The 20,970-nt window shown below is 29.0% G+C and carries 23 protein-coding genes and 1 other annotated feature; of the genes, 2 read left to right on the top strand and 21 right to left on the bottom strand.

Translation table 11 applies throughout. The annotated features are described in order from the left end of the window. Positions 1–5 precede the first annotated feature (5 nt). The 17 genes from O212_RS0107830 to O212_RS0107750 all read right to left on the bottom strand — a co-directional run bounded on the left by O212_RS0107830 (position 6) and on the right by O212_RS0107750 (position 16,930). Positions 6–1,250 (bottom strand): U32 family peptidase, encoded by a 1,245-nt coding sequence (locus O212_RS0107830; protein WP_024614566.1) that lies wholly within the window; start codon positions 1,248–1,250, stop codon positions 6–8. Between the two features lie 7 nt (positions 1,251–1,257). Continuing rightward, positions 1,258–1,902 carry an O-methyltransferase gene (locus tag O212_RS0107825; RefSeq protein WP_024614565.1) on the bottom strand — a complete coding sequence of 215 codons (645 nt, stop codon included), beginning with the start codon at positions 1,900–1,902 and terminating at the stop codon, positions 1,258–1,260. 17 nt (positions 1,903–1,919) lie between these two features. Next, positions 1,920–2,930 carry an endolytic transglycosylase MltG gene (gene mltG / locus O212_RS0107820; protein ID WP_024614564.1) on the bottom strand — a complete coding sequence of 337 codons (1,011 nt, stop codon included), beginning with the start codon at positions 2,928–2,930 and terminating at the stop codon, positions 1,920–1,922. 98 nt (positions 2,931–3,028) lie between these two features. Next, positions 3,029–4,855, bottom strand: coding sequence for a translational GTPase TypA (gene typA / locus O212_RS0107815; protein WP_024614563.1), 1,827 nt, complete (start codon positions 4,853–4,855; stop codon positions 3,029–3,031). A 173-nt stretch (positions 4,856–5,028) separates the two neighbouring features. Next, on the bottom strand, positions 5,029–6,696 hold the full coding sequence (locus O212_RS0107810) for a ribonuclease J (protein ID WP_024614562.1): 1,668 nt from the start codon (positions 6,694–6,696) through the stop codon (positions 5,029–5,031). 70 nt (positions 6,697–6,766) lie between these two features. Continuing rightward, entirely contained in the window at positions 6,767–7,228 is a 462-nt protein-coding gene (locus O212_RS0107805; protein WP_024614561.1) for a Fur family transcriptional regulator, read from the bottom strand. 21 nt (positions 7,229–7,249) lie between these two features. Further along, the gene (locus tag O212_RS0107800) at positions 7,250–7,513 is read right to left on the bottom strand and encodes a DUF1292 domain-containing protein (protein ID WP_024614560.1); all 264 of its coding nucleotides are present in this window, start codon (positions 7,511–7,513) and stop codon (positions 7,250–7,252) included. Between the two features lie 76 nt (positions 7,514–7,589). Further along, a complete protein-coding gene (gene ruvX / locus O212_RS0107795; RefSeq protein WP_024614559.1) occupies positions 7,590–8,006 on the bottom strand; it encodes a Holliday junction resolvase RuvX in 417 nt (138 codons plus the stop codon). 48 nt (positions 8,007–8,054) lie between these two features. Continuing rightward, positions 8,055–8,312 carry an IreB family regulatory phosphoprotein gene (locus O212_RS0107790; protein WP_024614558.1) on the bottom strand — a complete coding sequence of 86 codons (258 nt, stop codon included), beginning with the start codon at positions 8,310–8,312 and terminating at the stop codon, positions 8,055–8,057. Between the two features lie 139 nt (positions 8,313–8,451). Continuing rightward, positions 8,452–11,100 carry an alanine--tRNA ligase gene (gene alaS, locus O212_RS0107785; RefSeq protein WP_024614557.1) on the bottom strand — a complete coding sequence of 883 codons (2,649 nt, stop codon included), beginning with the start codon at positions 11,098–11,100 and terminating at the stop codon, positions 8,452–8,454. 50 nt (positions 11,101–11,150) lie between these two features. Beyond that, positions 11,151–11,334, bottom strand: a binding site (T-box leader). A 96-nt stretch (positions 11,335–11,430) separates the two neighbouring features. Next, on the bottom strand, positions 11,431–12,462 hold the full coding sequence (locus O212_RS0107780) for an AI-2E family transporter (RefSeq protein WP_024614556.1): 1,032 nt from the start codon (positions 12,460–12,462) through the stop codon (positions 11,431–11,433). Continuing rightward, positions 12,446–12,940: a PRC-barrel domain-containing protein gene (locus tag O212_RS0107775; RefSeq protein WP_024614555.1), complete on the bottom strand. Its 495-nt coding sequence runs from the start codon at positions 12,938–12,940 to the stop codon at positions 12,446–12,448. The genes O212_RS0107780 and O212_RS0107775 overlap by 17 nt, the downstream gene beginning before the upstream one ends. Before the next feature lie 108 nt (positions 12,941–13,048). Beyond that, positions 13,049–13,711, bottom strand: a complete 663-nt coding sequence (locus O212_RS0107770; protein WP_024614554.1) for a hypothetical protein — start codon at positions 13,709–13,711, stop codon at positions 13,049–13,051. Between the two features lie 58 nt (positions 13,712–13,769). Then, on the bottom strand, positions 13,770–14,849 hold the full coding sequence (gene mnmA, locus O212_RS0107765) for a tRNA 2-thiouridine(34) synthase MnmA (protein ID WP_024614553.1): 1,080 nt from the start codon (positions 14,847–14,849) through the stop codon (positions 13,770–13,772). 8 nt (positions 14,850–14,857) lie between these two features. After that, complete coding sequence (nifU, locus tag O212_RS0107760) at positions 14,858–15,292, bottom strand: Fe-S cluster assembly scaffold protein NifU (protein ID WP_024614552.1); 435 nt, start codon at positions 15,290–15,292, stop codon at positions 14,858–14,860. Positions 15,293–15,294: 2 nt separating this feature from the next. Continuing rightward, the gene (nifS, locus tag O212_RS0107755; RefSeq protein WP_024614551.1) at positions 15,295–16,476 is read right to left on the bottom strand and encodes a cysteine desulfurase NifS; all 1,182 of its coding nucleotides are present in this window, start codon (positions 16,474–16,476) and stop codon (positions 15,295–15,297) included. 1 nt (position 16,477) lies between these two features. After that, the gene (locus O212_RS0107750) at positions 16,478–16,930 is read right to left on the bottom strand and encodes an Rrf2 family transcriptional regulator (protein WP_024614550.1); all 453 of its coding nucleotides are present in this window, start codon (positions 16,928–16,930) and stop codon (positions 16,478–16,480) included. Between the two features lie 223 nt (positions 16,931–17,153). Here O212_RS0107750 and O212_RS0107745 point away from each other — a divergent pair, with 223 nt between their 5' ends. Further along, positions 17,154–17,870, top strand: coding sequence for a hypothetical protein (locus O212_RS0107745; RefSeq protein WP_024614549.1), 717 nt, complete (start codon positions 17,154–17,156; stop codon positions 17,868–17,870). Positions 17,871–17,937: 67 nt separating this feature from the next. On the opposite strand, the gene O212_RS0107740 is transcribed toward O212_RS0107745, so the two are convergent. Both O212_RS0107740 and O212_RS0107735 read right to left on the bottom strand, forming a co-directional pair. Continuing rightward, the gene (locus tag O212_RS0107740; protein ID WP_024614548.1) at positions 17,938–19,185 is read right to left on the bottom strand and encodes a replication-associated recombination protein A; all 1,248 of its coding nucleotides are present in this window, start codon (positions 19,183–19,185) and stop codon (positions 17,938–17,940) included. 106 nt (positions 19,186–19,291) lie between these two features. Continuing rightward, positions 19,292–19,558, bottom strand: a complete 267-nt coding sequence (locus O212_RS0107735) for a hypothetical protein (protein WP_051372996.1) — start codon at positions 19,556–19,558, stop codon at positions 19,292–19,294. Positions 19,559–19,703: 145 nt separating this feature from the next. Here O212_RS0107735 and O212_RS0107730 point away from each other — a divergent pair, with 145 nt between their 5' ends. After that, positions 19,704–20,033 carry a thioredoxin family protein gene (locus tag O212_RS0107730; RefSeq protein ID WP_024614546.1) on the top strand — a complete coding sequence of 110 codons (330 nt, stop codon included), beginning with the start codon at positions 19,704–19,706 and terminating at the stop codon, positions 20,031–20,033. A 47-nt stretch (positions 20,034–20,080) separates the two neighbouring features. On the opposite strand, the gene O212_RS0107725 is transcribed toward O212_RS0107730, so the two are convergent. Both O212_RS0107725 and O212_RS0107720 read right to left on the bottom strand, forming a co-directional pair. Continuing rightward, positions 20,081–20,494 carry a hypothetical protein gene (locus tag O212_RS0107725; protein ID WP_024614545.1) on the bottom strand — a complete coding sequence of 138 codons (414 nt, stop codon included), beginning with the start codon at positions 20,492–20,494 and terminating at the stop codon, positions 20,081–20,083. Between the two features lie 34 nt (positions 20,495–20,528). After that, complete coding sequence (locus tag O212_RS0107720; RefSeq protein WP_024614544.1) at positions 20,529–20,942, bottom strand: HutP family protein; 414 nt, start codon at positions 20,940–20,942, stop codon at positions 20,529–20,531. Positions 20,943–20,970 lie beyond the last annotated feature (28 nt).

The raw sequence follows: 20,970 nt of genomic DNA, 5'->3' as shown, positions 1-20,970 counted from the left end.
ACCTCCTAGTTGTTAACAATCTCTAAAGATTCTTTTTGTTTAATTAGCATATCATTTACTTTTAATGGAGTATCAACTTTCATTTTGAAAATCATATGAGCTCTATTTGCAACATCTGTTTCAACATTCTTTTCAACATCATACATTGATTCCATTTCTATTGAAAAATTAGGTGTATAAGGTCTTAATATATCAACTTTATCTCCCTTAAACACTCTATTTTTTTGTATTATTGTAGCTGTTTTAGTTTCTTCATCATACTCTTTTACCATTCCAACTATATCATAGTCTCTTATATATGATGAATCATCATAATTTTGTTCTCCAGTTTTTCCAAAGTAGAATCCTGTATGATAAGGTCTATGACTAACCTTTAATAATATATCCATCCACTCTTCTTTAAATTTATAGTTTTCTGGATCTTCAAAGTAGCTATCTACGGCTTCTCTATAAGCTTTAACAACTGATGCTACATAAAATTCACTTTTCATTCTACCTTCAATTTTAAATGAATATATTCCACTTTCAACTAATTCAGGTATATGTTTTATCATACATAAATCTTTTGAGTTCATTATGTAAGTTCCTTTATCATCTTCTACAACAGGGAAATAGACACCTGGTCTTGTTTCTTCTACAAGATGATATTTATATCTACAAACATTAGCACATGTTCCCTTGTTTGAATCTCTTCCTAATAAGTAGTTTGATATTAAACATCTTCCTGAATATGCTATACACATTGAACCGTGTACAAATGCTTCTATATCACAACCTTCTGGAAGATTGTCTCTAAATCCATAAATTTCATTAAAAGACATTTCTCTCGCAAGAACTATTCTCTTAACTCCTAAATCATACCAGAATTTAGCTGCTCTCCAGTTAACTGTATTAGCTTGTGTACTTAAATGTATTTCAAAATTCGGTGCTACTTCTCTAGCAATTGCAATAATACCAGGGTCTGAAACTATAATCGCATCTACACCTAAACTTTCAAGTCCTTTTATGTAATCTTCAACGCCTGTTAAGTCAAAATTTCTTGGAAAAACATTCATTGTTACATAAAGTTTTCTTCCTCTTTCGTGGCAATATTTAACCCCTTCTGCAATTTCTTCATTTGTAAAATTACCTGCAAAAGCTCTTAAATTTAATCTATTACCACCTATATAAACAGCATCAGCTCCAAAATCTACTGCGATTTTTAATTTTTCAAGATTTCCAGCTGGTGCTAAAATTTCTGGCTTTCTCATTTAAAAATTACCTCCTCTTTGTTATAGCAATCCCATCGCTCATTGGAATTACAGATGTAATTAAATTTTCATCTTCTGAAACCATCTCTAAATATGTTCTCATTCTTTTTACTATAGTTATTTTTCTTCTTTTAACTAAATCTTGTGATGCAACCATTCCTCTAAATAAGACATTATCAGCTATTATTATACCATCTTTTTTCAAAAGTCTTAAGCAATGAGGTAAAAAATGATTATAATGTCCTTTTCCAGCATCCATAAATATTAGATCAAATTCTTCATTCAACCCCTCTAATATCTCAAGACAATCGCCTTCTTTTATAATAATCTTATCTTCTAAATTATATTTAGTTATATTTTGCTTTGCAAGTTCAATCATTTCCTTGCTTCTTTCTATAGTAATAATATCTGGATTAGTTTTTGCAGCCTCATACATAAGTATAGCTGAATATCCTATAGCAGTTCCAAGCTCTAATATTTTTAAAGGTTTTTTCATACTAACCATAAACTCTAAAAATTTTCCCGCTTCTTTTTGTACTATAGGAACTCCATTTTCTTTTGCAAATTCTTCAAGTTCTTTAAATTTACCAGTACTTTCACCAATTAGGCCTCTTAAATACTCTTCCATATAGTCATAAGTAATTCCGCTCATAATTGCCTCCAATAAAATTAATATCCAAATTCAGATTTTTTCTTTTCAAAATCTGAATAACTATTTGTAAAATAGTGCTCTCCTGTTTTAGGATCTAATAAATAATACAAATAATCAGTTTTTGCTGGTTTTAATGCAGCAATTAAAGATGCTTTTCCTGGACTTGCTATTGGTCCAATTGGTAAGCCTTTATCTTTATAAGTATTATATGGTGAATTTATCTCCAAATGCTTATATAAAACTTTATCAACATGTTTACCTAAGGCATATATAACTGTTGCATCTATTTGAAGAGGCATTCCTTTTTGTAACCTATTATCAATTACAGATGAAATTAAAGGTCTATCTCTTTCAGTCCTAGCTTCCTTTTCAATTAATGATGCTTTAGTAACTATTTCATATATTTTATCATTAGGAACAGTTACTCTAGTTTCCTTTTCAACTTGTTTAAAAACTTCTAAAAATTTATCATTCATTGTTTTTATAACTTCATCCGGAGTTACACCAATTTTAAAGGAATATGTATCTGGATATAAAAAACCTTCCAAAGGATATCTAATATCTTTATTATTTTTTATGTAATTTGGAAGTTTATAATTTTTAACCGCTTCTAAAAATACTTTCTTAGTGAATAATCCCTTTTCTTGAAACAAATCTCCCATTTGATCAATTGTATACCCCTCCGGTATAACAACGCTTACAGTTTTTTCTGTTTCTAATTCTTTTATAAGATCTTTTAAAGATATATCACTATTAATTGTATATGTACCTTCAACTAATTTAGGCTTTACATCATTGATTTTCAAGTAAAGTTTAATAAACATTTCATTTCTTATTAAACCCTTTTCTTTTAAATCATTTAGTAAAGTATAAAATCCTTCTCCTTTATCAATCTTAACAACTATATTATCATTATCAGACTTTAAGGGATTATTTACAGTATTAGAATACATAAAAATTACTGAACCTAAAATTATTGCAAGTATAACAATGCAAATAATTATTATTTTACTCTTTGATTTCTTCATAAAATCCCCCTATATATAAAAGTAAATAGCCAGTATTTCGGCTATTCACTTTATTATAATACTTTTTTTTCATTTTATAAAGATACAATTTTAGACTATTATTTCTTGCTTCTTGATAATCTTCTTCTTCTTTCAGCACTATCTAAAACAGTTTTTCTCATTCTTACATTTTCAGGAGTTACTTCTACTAATTCATCACTATTTATGAATTCTAAAGCTTTTTCTAAGCTCATTTGAATTGGTGGAACTAATTTTATTGCTTCATCAGCTCCTGATGATCTTGTATTTGTAAGTTTCTTACCTTTACATACATTTATATCAATATCATCTGCTCTACCACAAACTCCAACTATCATACCTTGGTATACTGGTGTTCCTGGTTCTATAAATAATGATCCTCTTTCTTGAGCATTAAATAATCCGTATGCAATAGCATCTCCTTGTTCAAATGATACAATTGATCCTCTACTTCTTCCTGGAATTTCTCCTTTATATTGTTCATATCCATGGAATACGTGGTTCATTATACCATTACCTTTAGTATCAGTCATGAATTCATTTCTAAATCCTATAAGACCTCTTGCTGGTATTACGAATTCTAATCTTGTATATCCATTTACAGCTGAAGTCATATTAACCATTTCACCTTTTCTTGGTCCAAGCTTTTCCATTACAGGTCCCATAAACTCTTCTGGAACATCTATTGTTAAGTATTCCATTGGTTCTAATTTCTTTCCGTCTTCTTCTTTAAAGATTACGTTAGCTTTTGATACTTGTAACTCATATCCTTCTCTTCTCATAGTTTCTATCAGAACTGATAAATGAAGTTCTCCTCTTCCTGATACTTCATAACAGTCTGGAGTTATTTCTCTAACTCTTAAACTTACGTTTGTTTCAAGTTCTTTCATTAATCTATCTCTTAAATGTCTTGAAGTTATGAAATCTCCTTCTTGACCTGCAAATGGTGAATCATTTACCATGAAATTCATACTAAGTGTTGGTTCATCAATTTCAACAAATGGTAATGCTTCTGGATTTTGAGCATCTGCTATTGTTTCTCCTATGTTAGCATCTGTAACTCCACTTAAAGCTATTATATCTCCCATTGATGCTTCATCAACTTCTTCTCTCTTTAATCCATTATATCCAAATAATGAAGTAGCTTTATAATTTGATGTGCTTCCATCTTTTCTTACTAACACAACTTGTTGATTTTTCTTAACAGTTCCTCTATGTATCTTACCAATTGCAATTCTTCCAACGAATGCATTTGAATCTAATGTAGTAACAAGCATTTGTAAAGGTCCATCTGCATATCCTTCTGGACATGGTACATGCTTTAATATTGTTTCAAATAATGGAGTCATGTTTTCATTTGTATCTTCAACATTATATCTTGCAAAACCATTTCTTGCTGAAGCATAAACTATTGGGAAGTCTAATTGTTCGTCATCTGCTCCTAACTCTAGGAATAATTCAAATACTTCATCTATAACTTCTTCTGGTCTAGCATCTGGTTTATCAATTTTATTTATAACTACTGCTGGTTTTAATCCTAATTCTAATGCCTTTTTAAGAACGAACTTAGTTTGTGGCATTGGTCCTTCGTATGAATCAACAACTAGTAAAACTGAATCAACCATTTTAAGTACACGTTCAACTTCTCCACCAAAGTCAGCATGTCCTGGAGTATCAACTATATTTATTTTTACTCCATTATATTTTACTGCTGTATTTTTTGAAAGAATTGTAATTCCTCTTTCTTTTTCTAAATCATTTGAGTCCATAGCTCTTTCTTCTACTTTTTCATTTTCTCTAAAAGTGTGGCTATCTTTTAATAATGCGTCAACTAAAGTAGTTTTACCATGGTCAACGTGGGCTATAATAGCAATGTTTCTAATATCTTCTCTTTTAATTAATTCCATTCTTCTCCTCCAAAATTAGCTTTACTTTTATATTTTTTCTATGTAAACCTATAATATTTTTTTTCAAAAAGAAAATTGGATACTCGTGTACCCAATTCTCGCACTATTTTATATTCTAATCTTTACTTTTTAAAAAGTCAACATAAATGATTGTTAATTAATCCATCAACTATCTATATTTCCATTATTATTGGAAGTATCATAGGTTTCCTCTTAGTCTTTTCATATAGGAAATTTCTAAGTTCATCTCTGATTCTACTCTTTATAGTAGCCCAATCAGTGATTTTTGATTTTTCACATTCATTTAATACTTCTTTGACAATTTCTCTAGCATCATCCATAAGACCTTCTGATTCTCTAACATATACGAATCCTCTAGAAATTATATCTGGTCCTGCAATAACTGATGCGCTCTCTCTATCTAAAGTAACAACAACAGTTAGTATACCATCTTGTGATAAATGTTTTCTATCTCTTAAAACTATGTGTCCTACATCACCAACACCTAATCCGTCAACTAGTATTTGGCCTGATGATACAGTACCATTTTTCTTAATTGAATTACGAGTAATTTCAATTAAATCACCTGTTTCAGGTAAAACATAATTTCTTTGATTTAATCCAACACTTACAGCAAGCTCAGCATGTTGCTTTAGGTGTCTAAATTCTCCATGAACTGGTATAAAGAATCTTGGTCTAACTATAGTTTGCATAAGTTTTAATTCTTCTTGACAAGCATGACCTGAAACATGGACATTCTCATCTGAACCATATATAACTTCTGCACCTTTTTTAAATAGTCTATTTATTACTTTTGATACTAACTTTTCATTACCAGGAATAGGAGTAGCTGATATTATTACAGTATCACCTTCAACTATAGTTATTTTTCTATGTTCAGCTGCTGCCATTCTAGCAAGTGCTGACATTGGTTCTCCTTGGCTTCCTGTTGTTATAATAACCATTTCTTCATTTTTATATTTTGAAATTCCATCAATAGTTACTAAAGTATCTTTTTGTATTTTTAAATATCCAAGTTCTATAGCTACTTGTACGATATTCTCCATACTTCTTCCTGAAACAGCAACCTTTTTTCCATACATTTCTGCAGCTGTTATTATTTGTTGAATTCTATGAACATTTGATGCAAATGTAGCAACTATAATTCTACCCTTTGCCTTTCCAAATAATCTTTTTAAATTTTCACCAACAACACTTTCAGATTTAGTATATCCTGGACGTTCTACATTTGTAGAATCCGCCATCATTACAAGTACTCCCTTTCTTCCTAATTCGGCAAGTCTTGCAAAATCTGTTCTTCCACCATCTATAGGAGTATGATCAATTTTAAAATCTCCTGTGTGTAGCACAACTCCAAGTGGTGTATGAATAGCAATAGCTACTGAATCTGCTATTGAGTGGTTAGTTTTAATAAATTCAACTGTTACATTTTGTAATTTTATTTTATCTTTTGGCTTTACTCTTATAAGTGTTGTAGTATCTAAAAGTCCGTGTTCTCTTAATTTAGTTTCTACAATACCTAAAGTAAGCTTTGTTCCATATATAGGTACATCTAGTTGTTTTAACACATACGGAAGTGCACCGATATGGTCCTCATGACCATGAGTTAAAAAGATTCCTCTAACTTTTTCCTTATTTTTTAATAAATAAGATATATCTGGTATTACGATATCTATTCCGTACATATCAGCTTCTGGAAATTTTAATCCACAGTCGATTATAACTATATCATCTTTATATTCAACAACTGTAAGATTTTTTCCAATCTCATCTATTCCGCCAAGAGGAATGATTTTAACCTTAGCTTTTTCATTCTTCATATTTCCCCTCCTTATTCAAGAATATATATAAACAAAAGAACTTTTCTCTTAATATGTAAAGAGATATCCTTTAATTTTTCTCGCCCTTATTACATTCATCACATATACCATAAAATTTTACGCTGTGATCTTGTATTTTAAATTTATATTTTGTTTCTATTCTATGCTCTAATTCTTCTAATAAATCTTCTTCAACCTCAAAGACTCTGTTACATTTGTTGCAAATTAAATGGTGATGTCTATGTTCTTCATCTTGGTGAATAATCTCATATCTACTACATCCGTCGCTTAAATCTAACCTTGATAACAAATTTACTTCCTCAAGTAATGCAACAGTCCTGTATACAGTTGCTAAACCTATTTCTGGACAGTCTTTCTTTACTTCATCATATATTTCTTCAGCAGTAAGATGTCTTCCCTCATTTTTTATAATAGTATCAACTATAGCTCTTCTTTGAGGCGTTAATTTATATCCTTTTTCTTTTAAGTTTTCTTTAAGTTCTTGCATATCCACGGAAACTGTGCTTCCCATTTACAACACCTCTTTTCATGTCTATTGTTCTTCTTGCATTAATAAATTGTAAGCTTCTTCTACCATTGCAAATTCTGCTTCATCTTCTATATTTACAAGAGTATCTTCTCCCTCTTCATCAGCAACAACTTTAAGTACTACTGCTTCATCACTATCTTCATCAGCTGGAGTTAAAACAACATACTCACTGTTTAAATCATCTATCTTAAAAAAGCTAACTACTTTAAACTTTAGCTCATTTCCTTCTTCATCTAATAAATCAATGTATTCTATATCTTTTTCCATTTTCCGCATCTCCTTTTTTTATATTTTAATTATATTTGTTTGATTTTGTCAATAATTATTTTCATTTAATAATCATTTATTTTCTTGATATTCTATCTAAATATCCTTGTAATATATAAGTTGCAGCCACTTTATCAACTATTTTTTTTCTTTTTCCTCTTGATAAATCTGCTTCAAGCATAGCTTTATGTGCAGCTACTGTTGTAAGTCTTTCATCCCAAAAAACTATTTCCAAATCAATAGATTCTTTAAGCAAATTGCTGAATTCTTGAATTTTTTCTCCAGCAAATCCAATTGATCCATCCATATTTTTAGGAAGTCCTACTACTATAGTTTCTACAGAATACTCGTTACATATTCTCACAACTTCTTTTATATCTTCAACTTTTTTTGTTCTTCTTATAGTTGTTATACCTTGAGCTGTGAATCCAAGTGGATCTGAGATTGCAACTCCTATAGTTTTTTGCCCAACATCTAATCCTAGTATTCTCATATTGTCTCCTCTAAAAAACAAAAGGTGCCCTTCAACAGGGCACCTTGTTTATTTTATCTCTAAATAAGATTTTATAACTTCTTCAAGAATTTCATCTCTTTCAAGTTTTCTTACTAAAGCTCTTGCTCCGTTGTAATTTGTAATGTAAGTAGGGTCACCTGATATTAAATAACCAACAAGCTGATTAATTGGATTATACCCTTTTTCTTGAAGTGAATTATAAACCTCTGTTAAAATGGCTTTTGTTAGCACTTCTTTATTCTTTGATACATCAAATTGCATTGTATGTTCTAAATTGTTGCTCATACTCCTCGCTGCTTCTAGCAGCTCACCCCCTTACCTAATTGTTAAAGGAAATCTATATATTTAATAGTATTGTCCATATATATTATTTTATATTCAAATGCTATGATTTAATTATAACCTATATAAATTTAAAAGTACACTATTTTAATAAACTTTCCACTACAGAATATACTTTTTGTACAGCTTCATTTATTTTTTCAGCATTTTTACCGCCGGCTTGAGCCATATCTGGTCTTCCACCACCGCCGCCTCCAACTACTGAAGCTACTTCTTTTATTATTTTTCCGCAATGAATACCATCTGCTACTGCTTCTTTAGTTGCCATAGCTACTAAGTTAACTTTTCCATTTACATTGCTAACTAAAACTACTACTGATTTTGGTGATTTATTTCTTATTTTATCTCCTAAATCTCTTAAAGCATTTCCATCTACATCTTCTAAAGCATATGAAATAACAGTAACTCCATCTATTTCTTTAGCTGATTTTAATATATCATCTTCTGCTCCGCTTGTAAGTTTTGATTTTAGTTCTAATATTTCTTTTTCTTTTTCTTTAATATCTGTAGCTTGTGCTGATATTTTATTTATTATGTCTTTTTCATTACACTTTAATGCAGCACATGCATCTTTAAGCATCTTTTGCTTTTCTTCCATGTATTTTATTGCACTAAATCCAGTTACAGCTTCTATTCTTCTGATTCCAGCTGCCACACCTGATTCATTAACTATTTTAAATAATCCAATTTGACCTGAATTATTAACATGCGTTCCTCCACATAGTTCTTTTGAATAATCTGATACTTCTACAACTCTAACTTCTGATCCATATTTGTCATCAAAAAGAGCTGTAACTCCTCTTTCTTTAGCATCATCTAATGACATAAGATTAGTTTCTACAGTAAATACATCCATTATTTTTGCATTTACTAAATCTTCAACCTTTTGTAATTCATCTAAAGTTAAACCTTGGAAATGAGTAAAGTCAAATCTTAATCTTTCATCATCAACATATGAACCTGCTTGATTTACATGATCTCCAACAACTATTTTTAAAGCTGAATGTAACATATGAGTTGCTGTATGATTTTTACGAATGTTATTTCTTCTATTAACATCTATTTTTAATTCAACTTCATCATTTAATTTAACTATACCATTGTTAATTTTTACATAATGAACTGTCTTTCCTGCAACGTTATTCTTTGTATCATAAACATATGCTTCAAAACTATGTCCTTTAATTATACCTTTATCACCAACTTGACCTCCCATTTCTGCATAAAATGGTGTCTTATCAGTTACAATATAACCTTTTTGACCTTCTTTTAATTCTTGTAAAGCTTCTTCATCATTTGCTAAGAAAAGAACTTTTCCAATAGCTTCATCATTATTATATCCAACAAATTCACATTCTATATCATTGCTAATTGAGTTTATTGGTGATTCTTCACTTCCCATGTAAGTGAATTCGCCTCTTGCACTTCTTGCTCTTTCTCTTTGATCTTGCATTTCTTTATCAAATGATGCTCTATCTATAGTCATATTTTTTTCTTCTAATATTTCTTCTGTTAATTCATATGGAAATCCATAAGTGTCATAAAGTTTAAATGCCTTTTCTCCACTTAATACAGTTTCCTTTTTACCTTCTAATTCTTCAATATATCCTAAAAGTATTCCCATTCCAGAATCTATTGTTTCATTAAATCTTTCTTCTTCTAATGTAACAATCTTCTCAATATAATCTTTTTTAGCTAAAAGTTCATCATATTCTGAAGCGTAATTTTCAACTACTGATTCTACAACATCTTTTAAGAATAATCCTTTAATCCCTAAAACTCTACCATGTCTTGCAGCTCTTCTTAGAAGTCTTCTTAAAACATATCCTCTTCCTTCATTACTTGGTTGAACACCATCTGATATCATCATAGTAACTGATTTGATATGGTCTGTTATTATTCTAAGTGAGATATCTTTATTTTTATCTTCACCATATTTAACTCCTGAAAGTTCTGAAACTTTACCTAATATATTTTTAACTGTATCAATTTCAAATATATTTTCAACTCCTTGCATTAAAGTTGCAAGTCTTTCAAGTCCCATACCTGTATCTATATTAGGATTTTGAAGTCTTTCGTAGTTTCCTTTTCCATCTCCGTCAAATTGAGTAAATACTAAATTCCAAAATTCTATTACTCTATCTTCATCACTTGCTTTTACAAATTCCTCAGCAGTCTTTACAGGTTCTACACCTTCTTCTGCTCTATCAAAATGAATTTCTGTACATGGACCACATGGACCTGATCCATGTTCCCAGAAGTTATCTTCTTTTCCAAGTCTAAATATTCTTTTTGGATCTATATCTGTTTTTGTAGTCCAAATATCAAAAGCCTCATCATCATCTAAATATATAGTTACATATAGTTTGTCCTTTGGCATTTTTAATACTTCTGTTATAAACTCCCATGCCCATGGAATTACTTCCTCTTTAAAATAATCTCCAAATGAGAAGTTTCCAAGCATTTCAAAAAAAGTACCATGTCTTGATGTTTTACCAACGTTTTCTATATCACCTGTTCTTATACACTTTTGACATGTTGTTATTCTTTTTCTTGGTGGCTCTTGCATACCTGTAAAATAAGGCTTAAGTGGAGCCATTCCTGCATTAATTAATAATAAACTTTTATCATTTTTTGGAACTAAAGAAAAGCTTTTTAATCTTAAATGATCTTTACTTTCAAAAAATTTCAAATAAGCTTCTCTTAAGTCATTTGTTCCCATATACTTCATATGTTTGTTCCCTCCAGTTCAATATAAAAAAGCCTTCATCCCTATAACTAGTAAGGGACGAAAGCTAAAAATTCTTCCGCGGTACCACCCTAATTATGTAAAATTAAATTCTACATCTCTTTTAATGGCTATAGCTCATAGGTAGCTTCAAAATGACTTATTTAGAAGTTCACACCTACCACTTCCTCTCTGAAAAATAAATTCAAATTTACTCATCCTAATCAACGCTAAATATTAAATTATAACTAATGAAATTATATTTTATATGCTTAAATATGTCAATATTTTTAGATTATTTATTAATTTTCAAAAACTATATATGAATAATTTTTAAAATAAATAATAATTTAAATCGTCATATATAACCTTTAATATAACTCCTACAGGAACTGCAAGTATCATTCCAAATACTCCACCAATCTTTTCTCCTACAAGTAAAATTATTATTATAATTATTGCATGTATATTTGTACTGTCAGCAGTAAGTTTTGGGGCTAATAAATTCCCTTCTATTTGTTGTATTATAAGTATTCCAATTATAGTCCAAAGTCCTTTTGCAGGAGAATCTATTAAAGCTATAAAAACTGCTGGTATACCTCCAAAAACTGCTCCAAAATAAGGAACTATATTAAAAATCCCATTTATTATAGCTAATAAAAATGCAAATTTTAAGTCTAAAATTAAAAATAAAATTAAACACATAATACCAGTTCCTAAAGATAATAAAACCTGACTTAATATATATCTTTCTAGTAACATATTTACATCATTTATAATATTTTTAGTTATACGTCTCTTTTCTAAGGGAACTAATAAATAAGCTTTATTTGATATGCTTTCACCATCTGCTAAAAAATAATATGAAACTATTGGTATAACAGCAATAGAAAATATATCGCTTGTGAATTCAACTATCCAATTTATTATAGAACGTGAAAGTTCCATTATATAACCCCATATTTTTGTTTCTAATTCTTTATATATAGTTCCAGTTAAAGATGAATCATCTATTTTCATCTTTTCTCCAAACTCTTTTATGTATAAAGAAAACTCATCTATTATATATGAAGAATTTGAAAATTCATTTATTATATTAGGAAGTAATATTGATAATAAAATAGTTACTAAAATTATTATTCCAAACATTACAATTAAAGTTGATTGCCTTTTTGAAAATATCCCTTTAGCCATAAGTAAATTCCTTAAAGGCCTTAAAACATATGCTAATATAGCAGATATAATAATTATATTTACTACTTCTCTAAAGATTTCCCAATTAAAATATAATATTATAAATGTAATTAAAAGTATTGCAATTAATATTTTCAATATAAATAATCTATTTTTAATTTGAAATTTCATTTTTTTCTTCTCTTCTTGGCATTGATTTTAAAGTTATATTTCTATTACCTAAATATAAAACATACTCTTCCCCAAGAATGCATTTATTTATTAATATAACTTCTTTTCCTTTTAATAACCTTTCGATAAGTCCTGTACTAACTACTAAACCCTTTATTGTTAAATCATTTTCATCTATTATAAAATCTTCAACTACTCCTTTTAAATTCCCATTTAAATCTATTATATCCATTCCCTTAACTTCTTGTAATCTAAGTCCTATACCTTCCTTTGCCTCTTTTACTAATATATCTTTATCAATAGATATGATATCACTAGTAAAAACACAATTTTTCTTTGTTAAAAAAGAATGGGTTGATATTTTAATACCTACAATATTCCCCTTAAAAAAATCTATATATATATCATCTACTACCCCTATCTTTTTCCCTTTAATGTCATAAACATTTTTAAGTAAAAATTCTTTACTTCTAAGCATAATACACCTCCTATACTCATTTATAAAATATCTTTCCCAAAACAGTTTGTTTTTAAACTGATATACATAAAAATAAGCAAATAAAAAAAGCCCTAAATTACAGAGCTTTTATGGATTCAATATTTTATGTTTTATAAATTTAGCATAATCTTTTGTTATTACAAGTATATCAATAGGGCCTCCACATGTTGCAAGCCTCATGTCAAATCTTTGATATTTTATAGTTAAGTCTATTAAAAATTCTGCTAAATCTATTCCATCTTTAAGTTGCATAAAATTAAAGTTAAATTGCATTGGAGGTTCCCCTAGAACAAGTTTTCTAAGTGCTTCCGGATCTCCATTCCATGTAAATCCATTTCTTACATTTCCATTTTGATCTATATTATTTCTAATAACTTCTCCATTTACTATTTTATACACATATGGAATATCATTAATATATCCAGAGACATGATATATTACTCCATTCCCATGTAATTTTTTAGTGTATTCATTAAGTTCATAGGCTATATCTTCTACAGTATCATTTTCTTTTATTTCTTTTATTTCAAACTCTCTAATAAAATCTCCTACAAATTTCCCACCTATTATAGCATCCCCACAACAAGCTATTCCTATAGTATTATTTTTAATTAAAAATAATTTTTGAGAATTATCACTTAAAGTATGTTTATATTTTGTTCCATCTTGCAATGTAGTAGTTCCACTCATTCTACTATCTGCTGCCATAGCTATTCCTTCTGGAACATACACCGTTGAAATTATTGACATACAAAAACTCCTTTCTAAAATAAAAAGCTACGACAAATTTAATTGTCATAGCTTTATTTTATACTAATCCTTCAATTATACCGCCACCAACAACTATTTCGCCATCATAAAATACAACTGATTGGCCTTTTGTTATTGCTCTTTGCTTTTCAGCAAATGAAACTTTAACTCTTCCATCAGGTAATGGTGATATTATAGCATCTGCTGGTTTTGCAGCATATCTAACTTTTGCTTGAACTTTTAATTCTCCCTTTAATTCATCAAAAGGAATAAAATTAACATCTTTTGCAATTAAATCAGTTTTAAATATATTTTCTTCTGAACCTATAACAATTTCATTTGTTTTTGGTTTTATATCAATTACAAAAACTGGTTTTCCAAGCGCAAGACCAAGTCCTTTTCTTTGCCCTATAGTATAGTATACTATTCCTTTATGTCTTCCTAATATGTTTCCTTTACTATCTACAAAATTACCTGGCTTAACTTCACCTGGACGTGCTTCTTTTATAAATCTACCATGATCATCATCTGGTATAAAACATATTTCTTCACTATCTTTTTTATTATGAACAGCAAGACCTATTTCTTTTGCTATTTCTCTTATCTTATCCTTTGTGTACTCTCCACAAGGCATTAAAGTATGAGCTAATTGATCTTGTGTAAAGTTATAAAGAGCATATGTTTGATCTTTTCTATCATCATCAGATCTTATTAAAAGATATCTTCCATCTCTTTCTTCTATTTTTGCATAATGGCCAGTTGCAACATAATCAGCACCTATACCCCTAGCCTTTCTTAAAAGCTCATCAAACTTTAAATGTTTATTACAAGCTATACATGGATTTGGTGTTTTACCATCTATATATTCTTGAACAAAATACTTAATTACTTTTTCTTTAAAAGAATCTCTAAAATTTAAAACGTAAAAAGGTATACCTAGCTTTTCACAAACTCTTCTTGCATCATCAACAGCAGATAAAGAACAACATCCACCTTCTTTTTCTTCATATTCTTTATCTTCTTGCCAAATTTGCATAGTTATACCTATAACATCATATCCTTGTTTTTTTAAAAGGTAAGCAGCGACGGAGCTATCAACTCCGCCGCTCATACCTACTACAACCTTCTTCTTTTCCATACTATCTCCTATTCATCTCCGTGAACGTGGTCGTGTAAGTCATCTCCGTGCTCTTCAAAATCCCAAGCTTCTAATCCTTCTGATTTTCTATAATCATTTATAGCTTTATGGATTGCTTCCTCTGCTAGAACTGAACAGTGCATTTTAACTGGTGGAAGTCCGTCTAATGCTTCTGCAACTGCTTTATTTGTAAGTTCCCAAGCTTCTTCAACAGTTTTTCCCTTTATTAAATCTGTTGCCATTGATGATGAAGCTATTGCTGATCCACATCCGAATGTTTCAAACTTAGCATCTTTTATTATATTATCTTCTATTTTTAAGTATACTCTCATGATGTCTCCGCATTTAGCATTTCCAACTTCTCCTATACCATTTGCATCTTCTATAACTCCTACATTTCTTGGATTTCTGAAATGATCCATAACTTTTTCACTATATATCATAATTATCTTTCTCCTCTCTTAATAAAGTCAGTCCATAATGGTGACATTTTTCTTAGTCTTTCGATTATTGGTGGTACAACTTCTAAAACATAATTTACATCTTCTTCTGTTGAACCATCACCTAATGTTAATCTTAATGATCCATGTGCTTTTTCATGTGGTAAACCTATAGCAAGTAAAACATGTGATGGATCTAATGATCCTGATGTACAAGCACTACCACTTGATGCACATACCCCTTCAAAATCTAATGAAAGAAGTATTGATTCCCCCTCTATAAATTCAAATGATACATTAACATTTCCAGGAAGTCTTTTATCTCCTCTTGGACCATTTAATCTAGTATAAGGGATTTTTAACAATCCATCTATTAATTCATCTCTTAGTTTAGTTAATCTCTTAGAATGTTCTTCTAAGTTTTGAGTAGCCATTTCAATAGCTTTTCCAAGACCAACTATTGCAGCAATATTTTCTGTTCCTGCTCTTCTATTTCTTTCTTGTCCACCGCCGTGAATTAAGTTGTGTATTCTAACACCTTTTCTTATATAAAGAACTCCAATTCCTTTTGGTCCATAAATTTTATGTCCTGCAATAGATAATAAATCTATGTTCATATCTTTTACATCAATTTCAACATTACCAATTGCTTGAACTGCATCTGTATGGAATAAGACTTTTCTTTCTCTACATATTTTTCCTATTTCTTTTATTGGTTCTATTGTTCCAATTTCATTATTTGCAAACATTATTGAAACTAATATAGTTTTATCAGTAATTGCATTTTTAAGTTCTTCTAAATTGATGAATCCTTCTTCATCAACATCTAAATAAGTAACTTCAAAACCTTGTTTTTCTAAATATTCACATGTATGTAATACAGCATGATGTTCTACTTTTGTTGTAATTATATGGTTTCCTTTATTCTTATAAGCTGACGCAATACCTTTAATTGCCCAGTTATCAGCCTCTGATCCACCACCTGTAAAATATATTTCATTAAGATCTGCATTTAAAGCATCAGCAACTTGACCTCTTGCTTTATCTACAGCCATCTTAGTTTCTCTTGATATTGCATAAAATGATGATGGGTTTCCGAATTTATTTGTAAAGTATGGAAGCATTTCTTCTAATACTTCTGGTTTAACATATGTTGTTGCAGCATAATCCATATATACTGATTTCATTTTATTCACCTCTGTCTAAAAGATTTAACTTTTCATTGTTTTGTTTTATTTGTTCATAATCATTAACTATATCTTGAAGTGTTATAGATTCCATAACACTATCTATACTGTCTTTTATTTTTTTCCAAAGAATTCTAGTTGCGCAGCAATCAATATTATTGCAGACAGCACCTTCTATACAGTCAGCTATCTCTATCGGTCCTTCTAATACATACATAATATCTGAAACTTTAATATCCTTAGGTTCCCTATTAAGTACATATCCTCCTTGAGCTCCTCTTATACTTTTAATAAGTTTTGCCTTTCTAAGGGGACTAAATAATTGCTCTAAATAATATTCTGATATATTTTGTCTTTTTGATATTGTTTTAATAGATACCGGAGCACCTCCATAGTTAATAGCTAAATCAACCATAGCTTTAACACCATATCTTCCTTTTGTTGAAAGTTTCATTTTCTCACCCCTTAAAGTAGAGTAACTTACTACGATTTCTGAATATATCATACCAAATCACTCGGTTATTGTCAACAATCTTATGTAAATTAATTATGAAGATTATATTTTTATTTTTATAGTACTTTTCTTATTAAAACCAATCACCCTTTTACATAATTGAACTATTATATTATTAGATAAATATTTATAATAAACTAAAGAATATGGAGATGATATTTTTATGTTAATTAAACTTTTAAGTTATGATTTTACTACTACTGGTTCATATAAGTTGAACGCTATATTACTTGACAATGATAATACTACAGCTATAAATACAACCACTCCACCAGATAAAGCCCTTTTTAGACTTGAAAGATTTCTTTCAATAACTCCAGCAACTATTACTATAACTAGTATAGCAGCTGGTACTACACCAGCAAGTGGAGAAATAGTTATAACTTTTGATGAAAGTGCAGTTAGTGATCAATCAACTAATGGAAATATAAAAATAGGTGATGTTTTAGTTCTTTCTCAAGGTACTACTGTAGGAACAACTCCTTATAGTAGAATAATGAATACAGCTTCAATGGATACAGGTCTTGGTACAACTCCCCTAACTGAAGTTGATCAATATACTGTCACTCCATCCCCTAATTCAACAAAAGATAAAAATTATAGTTACGGATTATCTTTCTTCCAAGAAGGAGGAACAGAAGTAGTTATTCCTCTTAATCAAATTTTAGGTGGACCTATTACAATTGCAGGAAAGACTATAAATAGTATAAGATTTTCAATGATTACTGCTTCTGATGTTTCAGGAAGCAAATATTCAAATGGCTTACCTGTTCAATTTAAAGCATTATTCTATACTTCAACTGATGGTTCAGGCACTCCATTAACACTTGAAGGTAATGCTAATGATATATTCTCAATGGCATTTATACCTGCCCAATAGATTTTAATATAAAAATTTGAGCTAGTATTTAAATACTAGCTCTTTATTATTTATTATTTATTATTTATTATTTATTTTTTACTATATCCCAATATTTTTTTATATTTTCTTCATACTTATTTTTTTGTGGTTTATAATATTCTCTTTTTCTTAATTCATTTGGTAAATATTCTTGTTCAACATAATGATTAACATAATCATGAGGATATTTATAACCTCCTACACCTAGTTTACAAGCTCCACTATAATGTGCATCCTTTAAATGACTTGGAACATCACCAATATTATTTTTCTTTAAGTCAGCAATTGCTTCATTTATAGCTAAATAAGCACTATTAGACTTTGGAAGTGTCGCTAAATATATAACAAGTTCTGATAAAATTATTCTAGCCTCTGGGAACCCTACTTTAAGAGCTAAATCAAGACCTGAATTGACTACTGTAAGTGCATTTGGATGAGCAAGCCCAATATCTTCAGCAACAATTACAGAAAGCCTTCTTGTTATTGCAATTATATTTCCACTTTCTATAAGTCTTGCTAAGTAATGAACAGAAGCATCAGGATCGCTTCCTCTTATACTTTTTTGAAGAGCACTTAAAAGGTTATAAAACTCATCTCCACTTGAATCTGCTCTCATATGAGATTGACCTAGACTTTCTACATATTCTATTGAAATATCTTTTTTAATTTTAAGTTGAGAATTAATAGCAAGTTCTAATATATTATAAGCTTTTCTATAATCTCCTTGTGCAATTTCTGATATATAATTTAATGCATCTATTGAGTATTCTATTTCTATTCCTTCTTCTATTAGTTTATGTAAAGCTCTCTCTAAACCTATAATTATATCTTTAGAACTTAAAGGTTCAAATTTAAATATATTACATCTACTTATAATAGCTTTATGTATTGCAAAATATGGATTTTCAGTTGTACTTGCTATTAATGTTACCCTTCCATTTTCAATAAATTCAAGTAATGCCTGTTGTTGCTTCTTGCTAAAATGTTGAAGTTCATCTATATAAATTACAACTCCATTATAATTAAGTAAATTATCTAAATTAGAAGTTATATCTTGTATATCCTTAACTGATGCCGTCGTTGCATTTAACTTATAAAACTTTTTATCAACATAATTTGCCATAATATTAGCTAATGTAGTTTTTCCAGTTCCAGGTGGACCGTATAATATGCAATTTGGAATAACTTTTTTACTTATTAAATTATATAAAGGCTTTCCTTTGCCTAATATTTGCTTTTGCCCAACAAAATCTTCTAAAGAGCTTGGTCTCATAAGCTCTGCCAATGGTTTCATACTTCCACCACTCTTTCATATTTTTAATAAATAGATTATATCACATAAAAATAAAGCTACTAAATAAAAATTCTATTTAATAACTTTATAAAATAATTATTAATTTTTAAAAATATCTGTTTCCATGAAATATGTTATTTTTGCATATAAGTTCTAAAATTTCTTTATCTGTTTTTTCTATAACTTCATATGAAAAACCACAATATAAAAGTCCTCCTATTGGTATAGATTTAAAATTTGATTCTGTAAGATAAATTATAACTATTCCGCCACCTATTAAAGAATATATAGCTATTCTTTCCTTTGTACAATATTTTTTAAGTTTATTTTTTATTCTTTTAGGAGTTGGAATAGTTATAGCCTTTATAATCATATATTCACCTAAAATATTACTACTCTTTTAATTTATATTCTTTTAATTTAAATATATTTATTAAAACTTCCATATCGTTTTCAATTATTTTCCAGGAAATATATTTGACAGTAGTGCTAAAATTAAATTAAAGGAGATGTTTTTTATGAAAATATTAAATGATAAATTAGAAATAGATAAAGTTTTAAAAGAAAAAGGAATGACTCTTTTATATTTTTCATCTGCTACTTGTAGTGCTTGTACTGCAATAAAATCTAAACTTGAAGTTGCACTTAAAAACTTTCCTAAGTTAAAAGCTTATGAAATACCCCCTTTTAATACAAACGAAATATTAGCTAGCTTTAGTATTTTTACATTTCCAGCAGTTCTTTTATATATAGATGGAAAAGAATACATAAGAGAAGCAAGATACTTTAGTGTTGAAAAACTTTTAAAAGATATTGATAGATATTATACTCTTTCATCACAAAATTAAAAATATAAAAAAATCGAGGCCAAAACCTCGATTTTTTAAACTAAAACTTATTCTACTTGTGTTAATAATCTTTTTAATACATCAAATAATTTATTTTCTTTTATTTCGTCATTTCCAACAACTAATATACCTCTAATATCATTATCTGATAAATCCCATTTATAAGTAACAAATCTAACTTGACTTTCATCTGGAAGATAATCCTCAACTTCCATAGCAATCTCCTCTGCTATTGCAACATACTCTTCAAAAAGAGTATCTTCATCAAGTTCTTCTATGTTATAATCATTTTCTATTTCCTCATTTAATATTTCTACAGGAATACTTAAATTATAAGCAGCAACATCTTCTCTCTTTGTTCCTTTACTCATATCCTTAAGAATTTTAAATTCAGTATTATCTTCTATATTTTTTGCTATATCTTTAGTATCTAATATTTTAGTTCCAAATACAATATACATAAATTTTCCTCTTTCTTTCTAGGTATATAATAAACTATTTTGAGATAGCTCTATGACCAATACCAATTACAACTTCATCTAAATGTAACAATCCAATACTTAAAAATATACAAATTGATATATGTTCCCCTTTTCTTGCTATACCAATTTTTCCACCAACATTTTGTCCACTAGCTCTCATTTGAACTTGCATTAATGCATCTCTAGTTGCTCCTATTATAGCCCCTTCATGAAGATGCTCTTCTCTTATAAGTCCATTTCTTTTAGATGCAACAAGAGCCCTTTCTAAAATTTTATGAATAGAATCATTTATATTACCACCAACATTTACAGCAGTAACTAAACATCCCTCTTGTTGATACATTATTTTTAATTCTTCTTCTTCCTCTCTGCTTGAAATTGCCATTCTTGTCGCAATTCTAGCAATATCAGTACTAGTATTTTTCATAATTAACATCTCCATCCTCTAAGAGAAT

The sequence above is a fragment of the Clostridium sp. Ade.TY genome, from assembly GCF_000498355.1.
GTDB lineage: Bacteria > Bacillota > Clostridia > Clostridiales > Clostridiaceae > Clostridium.
The sequence above is the reverse complement of the archived record's forward strand: the minus strand, read 5'-3'. Positions and strand labels throughout refer to the sequence as shown.